Genomic DNA, 12,645 nt, shown 5'->3' with positions numbered 1-12,645 from the left:
TTATGCGTCCGGATCGCCATCAGTTTCAGCTACAGTCAGTTCGTCGATGACATTGTGGAAATCAACAGCCTTGCTGAAATTGCGATAGACGGAAGCAAAGCGGATATAGGCGATATCATCGACACCCTTGAGCGCGTCCATTGCGAGACGTCCAATTTCATCTGATGTCACTTCCGCTTCACCCGAGCTTTCAAGCTGACGCACGATGCCAGAAATTGCACGCTCAACACGCTCTTCATCCACGTGGCGCTTACGCAGCGCTACATCGATGGAACGGGCAAGCTTCTCACGATCAAATGGCACCCTGCGACCGCTTTTCTTGACGACCATCAGCTCGCGGAGCTGCACGCGCTCAAATGTCGTAAATCGCCCACCACAGACCGAACACACACGACGCCTGCGAATAACAGCGCCGTCTTCCGCCGGGCGGGAATCCTTCACCTGCGTATCTTCAGACTGGCAATAGGGACAACGCATGGCACTCTTTCAACTGACTAAATGAAATGATTCCTGCCGATGATACCCCATCACGGCCATGCTGCCTAATACAGTCAAATACAAAAAAAGCCCCACTCAACAGGGTTGAGTGGGGCTTCATCAAAATTTGAACTCTTATCCCTGATAGCCGTACATCGGGAAGCGCTCGGTCAGAGAAACCACCTTTTCCTTAACCGCTGCTTCAACCTTTGCATTGCCTTCATCGGAATTTGCAACCTTAAGACCATCGAGCACTTCCGCAATCAGCGAGCCGATTTCCTTGAATTCAGCCTTACCGAAACCACGGGTCGTACCGGCAGGTGTACCAAGACGAATACCCGATGTTACGAATGGCTTTTCCGGGTCGAATGGAATGCCGTTCTTGTTACAGGTGATGTTGGCACGGCCAAGAGCGGCTTCTGCACGCTTGCCGGTTGCATTCTTTGGACGCAGATCAACCAGCATCAGATGGTTGTCCGTACCACCGGAAACAATGTCGAGACCGTGAGACTTCAGTTCGTCCGACAATGCGCGTGCATTATCAACGACGTTCTGAGCGTAGACCTTGAATTCCGGCTTGAGTGCTTCTGCAAATGCAACAGCCTTACCAGCGATCACGTGCATCAGCGGGCCACCCTGAAGGCCGGGGAAAACAGCTGTGTTAAACTTTTTCGCCAGATCAGGATCGTTGGTGAGGATCATACCGCCACGTGGACCGCGAAGCGACTTGTGAGTCGTCGTCGTGCAAACATGCGCGTGTGGTACGGGTGATGGATGAACACCGGCAGCAACAAGACCTGCGATATGTGCCATATCAACCATCAAATATGCGCCAACTTCGTCAGCGATTTCGCGGAAGCGTTTCCAATCCCAGACGCGGGAATAGGCTGTACCGCCAGCGAGAATGAGCTTTGGTTTGTGTTCGCGTGCGAGGCGAGCGATTTCTTCCATATCCAGAAGATGATCTTCCTTACGGACACCATAAGAAACAACGTTGAACCACTTGCCGGACATGTTGACTGGTGAACCGTGGGTCAGATGGCCACCGGAATTGAGGTCGAGGCCCATGAACGTGTCGCCCGGCTGCAGAAGCGCCAGAAACACGGCCTGATTCATCTGGCTACCGGAATTTGGCTGCACGTTAGCGAACTCTGCACCAAACAGCTTCTTCGCACGTTCGATTGCCAGTTCTTCTACGACGTCAACATACTGGCAGCCGCCATAATAGCGTTTGCCCGGATAGCCTTCGGCATATTTGTTGGTGAGGATGGAGCCCTGCGCTTCAAGAACCGCGCGCGAAACAATGTTTTCAGAAGCGATCAACTCGATTTCATGACGCTGACGACCAAGTTCGTTGCGGATCGCACCAAAAATATCGGCATCGATTTCTTCAAGAGTTGCGTTGAAAAAAGCGGTATTGGCTTGAGACATGTTTCACACCCTCCGGGATAGCCGGTCACACCTATAAGAGATGAGGCGCAGTATCACACTTCGACAGGCAAGGCCAATGGCCGTGATGCGAAAAGCATGTTCCAAAATGCGGCATGACGTAGCTTACGGCCAAAGCTGCAACAAAAAAGCCGCCCGAAACAGGTTCGGACGGCTTTCTTAAACGTGAATGCAACTTAAGTATCGGTGCCAAGTGCCAACGCAGTCGCACCGTCCATCTTATAAATGTCGTCGCGGAACTGCACCACGCCATCGCCTGTCGACCATGCGGTGATGTAGACGAAGTGCAACGGCACAGGATCGGTCAGCTGAATAGGTGTATTGACACCAGATGCAATCGTAGATTCGATGTTCTGGCGATCCCAGCCAGCCGTATTCTGCAACAGCCATACGTCAAGATCGCGGACATTCTGCACACGGACACAGCCCGACGAATCGAAGCGCATGAGCTTGTTGAAATAGCTCTTCTGTGGCGTGTCATGCATATAAACGGCATATGGATTGGGGAAGTTAATCTTAGTCGAAGACATGGCATTGATCTTGCCTGGATCCTGACGAAACATCAGCTTCACGGCGTCATCAGTATTCCAATCCACAGTTTCCGGTGCAACTTCCTGACCCTGCGCATTGTAAAGACGAATCTTATTGTTCGCCAGATATTGCGGATTCTTCCGCATCAGCGGAATGATATCCTTCTGAATGATCGACTTTGGTGCCGTCCAATAAGGATTAAGAATAACTTCGTGGATTTTGGAATTCAGGATCGGTGTCTGACGGTCGATCTTGCCAACAATCGCTGTGTGGCGCTGCGCAACACTGCCATTTTCAACGGCTTCAATACGCGCTGCCGGAATATTGACCATCACGAAGCGCTGTTCGGTCTGGCTTGCACCCGCCATGCTCGACAGGCGCTGAAGATTGGTCTGCAACTGGCCGAGGCGCGTGTTGGCGTCCACATTCATCGCAGCATAGGTGAATTGGCCCATCACGCCATCGGCTGGCAGGCCATGACGCGACTGGAAGCGCTTGACCGCTGCATCGACATAGGTGTCATATGCGCTGGAAACGCCTGCTTCGCGCGGAAGGTCGCCGGAAATAATAAGGCGCTGACGCAGAGCCTGCACCGAGGGATCCGTGACGCCAAGCTGTAGCTTTGCACTGCCCGGCACCTGCGGCCAGCCTCCCCGACCTGCAATATCTGCATATTGAGCGATGGCAGACTGAAGATCACCAACAGTCTGCTGGCTGATAACCGGCTGATTGGTGGCAACTTTCTGACCGCCCGTCGCACGCGCATCGAACTGGTCATCCCAGTTACCGCGACGCGGTGCGGCAAGAATATCGTTTAAAGCCTGTTGTTGTGCGAAAGCAGCAGGAACCATGGCCGAAGCAGCCGCAGTCAGACCGGCAGTTGCTGCGCCACGCAAAAAGCTGCGGCGACTTGCATTCAAAGCATCGGTATTCTTGTCGGTTTTGGTCATGTTCTTTGTCCCAAGAAGCTAATCAGTTTAATCCGGACACGTGTATCCGAAAACAACCCCAGATAATGCGCTGTAAAGATCGGCTAGAGCAGTTCCTATTTTGACTGAACCATTAAACATGCTCTATGTGTTTGTTTTCAGGCATTACCCCACGCAAAACCGCTTCGCACTTTTGCTGGAAATGCTCTAAAAGCGGTTTTTATGGCTTAATCATGTCGCAATGCCGGGAATTCAAGGCCGGTGCGACTTAAATAGCTCGCTATTATAAAGATCAACGAATGAACTCTACTCATTGTGACCGTTCTGCAACATGAACGCGCTTTGATCTCACAGGACTTATGCCCTGATCAGAGCCTGTAGGCGATGCTGTCGTTCCAAAAGCGATCAAGCCGCTGCAGAGAACGGTTCATAGCTGTAAACTCTTCAACCTGAATGCCGCCGACCTGCTCAATGGATGCAATGTGGCGCTGATAAAGCGACTGCACCTGATCGGCAATTTCATTGCCCTTATCCGTCAGGCTAACCCGAACCGAGCGACGGTCGGTGCTTGAGCGCTCATGATGAATAAAGCCCATATCGACCAGTTTCTTCAGATTGTAGGAAACATTGGAACCAAGATAATAGCCGCGCGAACGCAATTCACCGGCGGTGAGTTCAGAATTGCCGATGTTAAACAGGAGCAGCGCCTGCGTTGCATTGATGTCGTTGCGGCCATTGCGATCAAATTCGTCCTTGATCACATCAAGCAGACGACGGTGCAGACGCTCAACCAATTGCAATGCTTCGAGATAAAGTGTGCGGAGAGCTGCTTCGGGATTCAAAAGCGGAGCAGATGCATCCATTCTATGTTGTGCATTGTTCATTTCTTTTGCCTCTCTGTCGGAGCAGCCTTGCATGAGGCTGCTCTCTTCCTGTTGGTCCGGTGTATTTTCTCACCGTTCTTGAGAGGACTTTAGATGCGATGCATAAAATTCGAATTAAAAGTCAGCCTTAACAGTAGCTTACCAAGAGAAATGCAATTTCAGGCTTAACGTTGTGTTACTGATTGGCTCTTTCAGCTGATAAGGCCGATGCGGGATTGCTGTCTTTTTTCAAGGAAAAGCAGCACGCGGAAAACAATATAAATAAGGATGCAGACAACGTTAAAGCCCACCGTCACAGGCCTGTATTCAAAGTCGCGTGCAAAAACTGAATAGATGGCGATTTCGCCAAATGCTGCGATAAACCACAAGACCGGGCCCCATGGCGCGCGCATCCACAGACCGGTCGCCGCGACTGGCAAGAGCAGCGCAAGTGCAACGGTCGCGGTCTGCCATTGCCATGGCATGAGATCGAAACGCCACAGCAAGCCCGGCTGAACCCCAATAAGTTTAATCCAATAATAAACGCCGCTCGCAAGAGCGACGAGTGCAATCATCCTTATAAACCACACAAAGGACCATTCGGTGCCGCTGATTTGTCTATGCTGGTGCAGTTCATCCTGGCGCATCAAAAGCTTAGTTCCCTCTCGCCAAGATTAGCAAAATACGCATTGACCATTTCCGGCTTTACTTCATCGATTGAAGCCGGCTTCCAGACTGGCGCGCCGTCCTTATCGATCAGCACAGCACGCACACCCTCATAAAAATCATGCTCAGCCAGCATACGCGATGCAATGCGGTATTCCATGCGCATGCAATCATCAAGTCTCAGCGCTCGACCATCAGCAATCTGGCGGAATGTGACAGCCACACTGGTTGGCGAACGTGTGGCAATGACGTTGAGAATATCCGTTGCAGGTTTACTGCCTGCGGCTGCGGCTTTTTCCAAAGCGTTGAGGCATTCGGCAAGCGTTGCGTATTCAAAACTCTCCGCAATGATTTTGCGGGTTTCGGGCGTGGTCTCAAAATCCGGGTACTGCATACGCGCCAAAGCTGCATCAACATCGGCTTTGGCAATGAGATCGTCGCGAAGGTCTTCGAGCTCACTGGCAGCCACCGCATGGGTCGCGATACCGCTTTGCAGGCAGTCGCCCCAGCGAATGCGGTTGCCGGTGAGCGCAAGATAATAGCCAAAATTGTCATGAAGATGCGGCAGGAAGGCACTTCCACCCACATCCGGGAAGAAACCAATGCCGGTTTCAGGCATCGCAAAAAGCGTGTTTTCCGTCACGATCCGGTGCGAACCATGAACCGAAATACCAGCGCCACCACCCATCACAATGCCATTAAGCAGCGAGATATACGGCTTTGGAAAACGTCCGATGCGGGCATTCAGTCGATACTCATCACGGAAAAAGTCAAACGCGGGTGTGCCTTCGCGTCCTGCTTTATAGGCTGCAACAACGTCGCCGCCTGCACAGAAGGCGCGGCCTTCGCCTTCGATAATAACGCAGGCGACATCCGGGTCTGTTGCCCAGGCCTGCAAAGCGCGGTCGAGGGCGAGAATCATTTTATGCGTCAAAGCATTGAGCGCGGATGTGCGCGTCAGTTTCACCAGCCCCGCTTTTCCCTTGCGCTCAAAGCTGATTTCACTGCCACCACCGAAATCGATTTGCATCATGTCTCTCCCCTATGACCAAAGCGACTCCCGTCATGACTGAATCGCTGAAACCACTTTAACCATTCTTTCTTACGCAAAACCGCTACGCACTTTTGCTGGAAATGATTTTTCACTCACGCATTATCCGACGCAAAGCCGCTACGCACTTTTGCTGGAAATGCTTTTTCACTCACGCATTATCCGACGCAAAACCGCTACGCACTTTTGCTGGAAATGATTTTTCACTCACGCATTATCCGACGCAAAGCCGCTACGCACTTTTGCTGGAAATGCTTTAATGGGTAGAAAGTGAAACGCCCCGCGTCAATCCTGCACAGGCCATTGTGCTTGGTTTAGCCACTTTTCCCGTGATAAACCGTGCCCATCTGATAACAAGCTTCCGAACCGTTAGATTCCCAAGCTTTCTTCTCTCGGGAACATTTATATGACTGATCGTTTGTCCAACATTTCTTCTGCCAACATTTCAGCTCACGTCGATGATGTGACGCAAAGTCGTCGTCTGCGCCGAATGCGCAAGGCTGACTGGTCGCGCAGACTGGTGCAGGAAACACATCTGACGGTCGATGATCTGGTCCTGCCATTTTTCCTGACTTGCGGAACCAATGTCCGCGAACCAGTGGACGCGATGCCGGGACTTGAACGCTACTCAGTGGATATGGCTGTACGCATGGCCGAGAAAGCCGCCAAGCTCGGTATTCCGGCGATTGCCCCTTTCCCGCGCGAAAAAGCGGAAGTCAAAACAGAAGATGGTGCTTTCGTCGCAAGCCCCGACAATCTGATCAATAGCGCCGTGCGTGCGATCAAAAAAGAAGTACCGGAAATCGGCATCATTACCGATGCAGCACTTGATCCGTTCACAACGCATGGCCATGATGGTGTGTTGCGGGATGGTGAGATCATCAATGATGAATCGGTTGCAATGATCGTTCGCGGCGCGCTCGCACAGGCCGAAGCCGGTGCCGATATTATCGCACCGTCCGATATGATGGACGGACGGATCGGCGCTATTCGTCAGGCGCTGGATGCCCATGGCTTCCACCATGTGCCCATCATGTCCTATGCAACAAAATTCGCATCCGCCTTCTATGGACCATACCGCGATGCAATCGGGACCGCCGGTCTGCTGAAAGGCGACAAGAAGACCTATTATATTGATCCTGCAAACCCTGACGAAGCGGTGCGCGAGGCTGAACAGGATGTGGCTGAAGGCGCAGACATGCTGATGGTCAAGCCTGGAATGCCTTATCTCGACATCATCCATCGCCTCAAGAGCACATTCCGCCTGCCGACTTATGCCTATCAGGTATCAGGCGAATATTCGATGATCAAAGCGGCCGGCATGAATGGCTGGATTGACGAAGAAAAAGTTATCATGGAAAGCCTGCTGGCATTCAAACGCGCAGGCTGTGATGGCATTCTGACCTATTTTGCACTTGATGTTGCCGAAAAGCTGAACAGTCAGCGCTGACAGGTCGAAATATTATTTCCTTGAAATAGCCAGCTTCGTACACCACCTTGAAACTGTTCCGCATTGGGCGGAACAGCGGACGGCTGTTCCCGGACGTGTCTTTACAAGGACTGGAAGGAAAAATGTCCGACAATATTCTGCACGGCGAAATCATGGGCCCGCGTTTTGAAAGCCGCGCTTTTTTTGAAGGCGTGCGCACACGCCGCATTATGGCTTTTCTGATCGACTATCTCATTGTCTTTCTTTTATGCATTCCGGCTGCAATCATGATTTTCGTTCTGGGCATCATAACGCTTTCACTGGGGTGGGCGCTTTATGCGTTCATGTTCCCGATCGTCGCGCTGCTATATGTATCGCGCACGCTGGGCGGACCTCAGCAGGCCACAAAGGGCATGCAGATGATGAACATCAAACTGGTGCGCCTTGAGGGCGGGAGCGTCGATCCAATGCTTGCAGTGGTTCACACGGTTCTTTTCTGGGGTTTAAATGTCGTTCTTACACCACTGATCCTGCTCGCGACACTGGTGATTGACCGTAAGCGCACCGTGCATGACCTGTTGCTTGGAACTGCAGTTATCCGTTCGGATCGTTAATCATCAAAAAAATTCAGGGTCGGCTGCACAAAATGTCTATTGACGTTTTGGACAGCCGGCTCAATCTTTAAAGCAGAATAGATGGTTCGGCATTGCCGTTTCGTGGATATTGGATGACCCATCAACCGCAACAGTCTCCGCAGTTTTTCTTAACGGCTCCATCGCCCTGCCCCTATCTTGACGGCCAGATGGAGAGGAAGGTCTTCACACATCTTGTGGGTGATAAGGCCAACGAAATCAATGACCTGCTGACACAGGGTGGTTTTCGCCGCTCACAGAATATTGCCTATCGCCCAGCCTGCGAGCTTTGCCGCGCCTGTGTTTCGGTGCGCATTCTGACGGGCGAATTCGAAATGAACCGCAGTATGCGCCGGGTCTGGAATCAGAATCGTGATCTGATTGGTCGCCAGCACAACGCCCAACCAAGCACAGAGCAATATGCCCTTTTCCGTGACTACCTGGATGCCCGTCACCATTCAGGTGGCATGTCCGATATGACGGTACTCGATTATGCGATGATGGTCGAAGACACCCATGTCAACACGCAGATTATCGAATACCGCAGACGCGGGCCGGACAGTTTTATCAGTGCCAAGGGCGATGGAGAGCTGATCGCGGTAGCGCTCACTGACGTGATGGCGGATGGCCTGTCGATGGTCTATTCCTTTTTCACGCCGCATATGCACGAGCGTTCGCTCGGAACTTTCATGATCCTCGATCATATCCAGCGCGCTCGCGCTGCCGGCCTTCCCTACGTCTATCTTGGCTATTGGGTCGAGGGATCGCGCAAGATGCAATATAAGACGCGCTTCAGGCCGCAAGAGCATCTTAGCCCACGCGGCTGGCAGAAATTTGAGGGTTAGAAAACAATAAGGGCGGCACAGGCCGCCTTTATTTTAAAACTTGCCCGAACGCGGGAAACCCTTTGGAACAAGACGCCCTGCGGAAGCGCGCGCTGCAATCCACTCAACAAGTTCTTCCTTGCTGCGATTGAACGTACGATCTGCCGAATCCTGCCATGACAGGCCATCAGCGATTGCGAAAGTGCGGACATCGGACACGCCGCCATCCTTATATTTCTGCAAACGAACGCCCTTGCCGCGTGTCATTTCCGGGATTTCCGAAAGCGGGAAGACAACCATCTTCCGGTTCTCGCCCACGACGGCAATGTGATCGCCGGAAATGCGCTGGCAAAGTTTGGCTTCGTCCGGTGCCTTCACGTTCATCACCTGCTTACCCTTGCGGGTATTGGCGACCGCTTCATTCTCAGACACGATGAAGCCATTGCCTTCATGCGATACAAGCAGAAGCTTGGCCTGTGGATCGTGAACGAAGGCTGTCAGGATATCCTGATCATTCTCCATATCAACGAGGATGCGGATCGGTTCGCCATGGCCGCGACCGCCCGGAAGCGTGTTCGCACCAATGGTGAAGAATTTGCCACCTGTAGTGAAGAACAGAAGCTTGTCCGTCGTTTCCGCATGGAATGCGAGCTTGAGTTTATCGCCTTCCTTAAACGAGAGCGTCGAGAAATCGGCCATATGGCCCTTCATCGCGCGCAACCAGCCCTTTTCAGACACGACTATTGTGACTGGCTCACGCTCAATCATCGCTTGATGAATGTCTTCAAGATCATGTGTCGGCGCTTCAGCAAAGGTGCTGCGACGCTTGCCCAGTTTGGTTGCCGGTCCAAATTTCTCGCGGACGGCTTTGATCTCAGCGCTGATCTTTTTCCACTGGCGTGTGCCCGAAGCCAGCAGGCCTTCAATATCCGTCTTCTCAGCGGTCAGACTGTCGAATTCTTTGCGGATTTCAAATTCTTCAAGCTTGCGCAAAGAGCGCAAGCGCATATTGAGGATCGCTTCGGCCTGATTATCCGTCAACTCAAAGGTTCGGATCAGCTCCTGCTTCGGTTCATCCTCCTCACGGATGATGCGGATAACTTCATCAAGATTGAGATAAGCAATCAACAAACCGCCAAGGATTTCCAGTCGCTTCTCAATTTCTGCCAGACGATATTCAGAGCGGCGAACCAGCACTTCCTTGCGGTGTTCAAGCCATTCCCTGAGCACGCCGCCCAGTGAGAGAACATTCGGCACCTTACCATGCGAAAGCACGTTCATGTTGAGCGAAACGCGGTTCTCAAGCTCGGTCAGCTTGAACAGCGATTCCATCAGCAACTCAGGATCAACCGTGCGGTTCTTCGGTTCAAGAACAATGCGGATATCTTCCGCAGACTCATCGCGAATATCGTCGAGCAGCGGCAACTTCTTGGCCAGAAGCAATTCCGCAATCTTCTCGATCAGGCGCGACTTCTGAACCTGATATGGAATCTCAGTGACAACAATCACCCAGGTTCCGCGATTGCCTTCTTCCTTCTCCCAGCGTGCGCGTGCGCGGAAAGAACCACGCCCGGTGCGATAGGCTTCGACAATATTGGCATGATCTTCGACCAGAATACCGCCGGTTGGGAAATCGGGACCCCGCACCTTGCACTTCAAAAGGGCCGCAGGATCGCTTTCCGCTTCCTTCTTCAACTCTTCCCATTGTTGAGGTGACGTGATCAGTTCCTCAACACTCGCGTCGGGATGATTGATGAGATACAGCGCCGATGAGCAAAGCTCCGCCACATTATGCGGCGGAATATTGGTGGCCATGCCGACCGCAATACCGGCCGAGCCATTGGCCAGCAGGTTCGGGAATGCGCCCGGAAGGACGATGGGTTCCTCGTCCTCTTCATTATAGGTCGGGCGGAAATCTATGGCATTTTCATTGATGCCTTCAAGCAGCAATGTTGCCACTTCGGTCATACGCGCTTCAGTATAGCGCATGGCCGCCGCATTATCGCCGTCGATATTGCCGAAATTGCCCTGCCCGTCCACGAGCGGATAACGCACGGCAAAATCCTGTGCCAGACGTACAAGCGCATCGTAAATCGAGGCGTCGCCATGGGGGTGGAATTTACCCATCACGTCGCCAACGATACGCGCGCATTTCGCATAGGCCTGATCGGGATTGAGGCGCAGCAGACGCATTGCATGCATGATGCGGCGATGCACCGGCTTCAGGCCATCGCGCACATCCGGCAGCGCACGATGCATGATCGTGGACAGCGCATAAGCGAGATAGCGCTCCTCGAGAGCTGACTTAAGATCAACCCGTTCGATGTGTTCTTCGCCGTCACCCGGCGGAATCAGACTTTTACCCATGCCTATCCGTACCAATTGCGCGATTCGTCAGCAAGTAGAGATGAGAACCAATCCAGTACATTCGTCGTAAATATGCCGTCATTGATCTCCTATAAAGAAAATGTAGTGATTTTCTCCACAGCTATCATTGGATGAACAAATCGGGCTGTTTTTCCATTTGTAAAAGCTTATGTAGGCATTTGAATTTTTACCCAATAATCAGGAGCCAATAAATGCAGGTTTTCGTTCTTAGCAAGCAGGCCGCGCGCGTCTTCGCGGCAAGTACGGCACTCTCGCTCGTTCTTGGCAGCGCAGCAATGGCTGCTGATGCGAATGCAGTCGCTGAACGCATCAAGGCACTCTACACAAAGCAGGGTGGCGCGTTAAGCTTTACCAATGTCAAAGCAGATGGCTCTGACATTGTGCTTGAAGGGACCAAGATCAAGCTTGCAACGGTTTCCGACAAGGAAATGGCTGTTGGCGACGTTACGCTTGAAAATGTACAGGACGCCGCAGACGGCGGATACAGCATTGAAAAAGTCACTGTTCCTGACATGGACATCCCTGCTGGCGAAGCAAACAAAAATGACAAGGTTTCCATCAAAGGCATCTCGATGGAAAACGTCTCGATTCCATCCGAAAAGGCTGAAGGTGCACTCAACCAGATCCTTTTCTACGACAAGATGAAAATCGATGAAATGGCATTCGGAACACCAGGTGAAGATGGGGCAACCGTCGAAGGCCTCGAAGTTTCGCTGAATGCAGCCGACCGTACCGAAAAAATCGATTATGCGCTGAACATTGCCAGTGTAAATGCGAACTTCAAAGATGATGAAAAGAACCCGCTGGCGCCCCTCGACATGACCGCCTTCAATGGCTCGGTCGCATCGAAAGGTACATGGTCGCCGAAGTCTGGTGATGCATCCCTTGATCAGTTTGAAATCAATGCAACAGATTTAGGCAAGATTGACATTACCGGTGCACTTGCTGGCTATGATATTGCCTTCCTCGAAGCTGTTCAGAAAACCCAGCAGAACATGACCAATGCAGATGCCGATAAGGATGCTGCCGGTCTGGCGATTCTTGGCCTTGCTGAACAACTCAGCCTCAAGAACCTGACAATCCGCTTTGACAATAAAACTCTCACCCAGAAGCTGCTCGACTATTATGGCAAGCAGCAGGGCGCTGATGGCAAAGCGCTTGGTGAACAGCTTAAAATGATGGTGCCGCTGATGGCAACACAGCTCAAGAATCCAGAGTTTGCCCAGCAGCTGAAGACTGCGGCTGAAAAGTATTTTGACGATCCCAAATCGCTGACAATCAGCGCATCTCCAGATCAGTCGGTCAGCTTTGCATCCATCGTTGCGACAGCGTCACTTGATCCGACGAAGATTATCCCGCTTCTCAAAATCGGCGTAGAAGCCAACAACTGATCATAGACAAATTGG

Annotated in this window: 11 protein-coding genes; 4 read left to right on the top strand and 7 right to left on the bottom strand. The window is 52.0% G+C overall.

Annotation, left to right across the window (positions count from 1 at the left end; all coding sequences use genetic code 11):
* From nrdR to ABE527_RS04840, 6 genes are all read right to left on the bottom strand, one after another.
* Positions 1–477: a transcriptional regulator NrdR gene (nrdR, locus tag ABE527_RS04865; protein ID WP_265983380.1), complete on the bottom strand. Its 477-nt coding sequence runs from the start codon at positions 475–477 to the stop codon at positions 1–3.
* A 135-nt stretch (positions 478–612) separates the two neighbouring features.
* Entirely contained in the window at positions 613–1,908 is a 1,296-nt protein-coding gene (gene glyA, locus ABE527_RS04860) for a serine hydroxymethyltransferase (RefSeq protein ID WP_499693627.1), read from the bottom strand.
* A 194-nt stretch (positions 1,909–2,102) separates the two neighbouring features.
* Entirely contained in the window at positions 2,103–3,407 is a 1,305-nt protein-coding gene (locus ABE527_RS04855; RefSeq protein WP_499693626.1) for a L,D-transpeptidase family protein, read from the bottom strand.
* A gap of 347 nt (positions 3,408–3,754) precedes the next feature.
* Entirely contained in the window at positions 3,755–4,270 is a 516-nt protein-coding gene (gene ldtR, locus ABE527_RS04850; protein WP_499693625.1) for a transcriptional regulator LdtR, read from the bottom strand.
* Between the two features lie 191 nt (positions 4,271–4,461).
* Positions 4,462–4,896, bottom strand: coding sequence for a DUF6163 family protein (locus ABE527_RS04845; RefSeq protein ID WP_265983376.1), 435 nt, complete (start codon positions 4,894–4,896; stop codon positions 4,462–4,464).
* Entirely contained in the window at positions 4,896–5,945 is a 1,050-nt protein-coding gene (locus ABE527_RS04840) for an enoyl-CoA hydratase/isomerase family protein (RefSeq protein WP_499696332.1), read from the bottom strand. Before ABE527_RS04840 ends, ABE527_RS04845 begins: the two co-directional genes overlap by 1 nt.
* 427 nt (positions 5,946–6,372) lie before the next feature.
* Here ABE527_RS04840 and hemB point away from each other — a divergent pair, with 427 nt between their 5' ends.
* The 3 genes from hemB to ABE527_RS04825 all read left to right on the top strand — a co-directional run bounded on the left by hemB (position 6,373) and on the right by ABE527_RS04825 (position 8,872).
* Complete coding sequence (hemB, locus tag ABE527_RS04835; protein ID WP_265983375.1) at positions 6,373–7,416, top strand: porphobilinogen synthase; 1,044 nt, start codon at positions 6,373–6,375, stop codon at positions 7,414–7,416.
* A gap of 122 nt (positions 7,417–7,538) precedes the next feature.
* Complete coding sequence (locus ABE527_RS04830; protein ID WP_499696271.1) at positions 7,539–8,009, top strand: RDD family protein; 471 nt, start codon at positions 7,539–7,541, stop codon at positions 8,007–8,009.
* A 113-nt stretch (positions 8,010–8,122) separates the two neighbouring features.
* Positions 8,123–8,872 carry an arginyltransferase gene (locus tag ABE527_RS04825; protein WP_499696270.1) on the top strand — a complete coding sequence of 250 codons (750 nt, stop codon included), beginning with the start codon at positions 8,123–8,125 and terminating at the stop codon, positions 8,870–8,872.
* 33 nt (positions 8,873–8,905) lie between these two features.
* Here ABE527_RS04825 and ABE527_RS04820 read toward each other — a convergent pair whose 3' ends face one another.
* Positions 8,906–11,218, bottom strand: coding sequence for a DNA topoisomerase IV subunit A (locus ABE527_RS04820; protein ID WP_499696269.1), 2,313 nt, complete (start codon positions 11,216–11,218; stop codon positions 8,906–8,908).
* A 212-nt stretch (positions 11,219–11,430) separates the two neighbouring features.
* On the opposite strand from ABE527_RS04820, the gene ABE527_RS04815 reads away from it, so the two are divergent.
* Positions 11,431–12,630: an aq_1923 C-terminal domain gene (locus ABE527_RS04815; RefSeq protein ID WP_499696268.1), complete on the top strand. Its 1,200-nt coding sequence runs from the start codon at positions 11,431–11,433 to the stop codon at positions 12,628–12,630.
* The last annotated feature ends 15 nt before the right edge of the window (positions 12,631–12,645 follow it).

This window comes from Brucella sp. TWI432, assembly GCF_039674445.1.
Taxonomy (GTDB): domain Bacteria; phylum Pseudomonadota; class Alphaproteobacteria; order Rhizobiales; family Rhizobiaceae; genus Brucella; species Brucella chromiisoli.
This window is presented reverse-complemented; position numbering and strand designations above follow the sequence as displayed.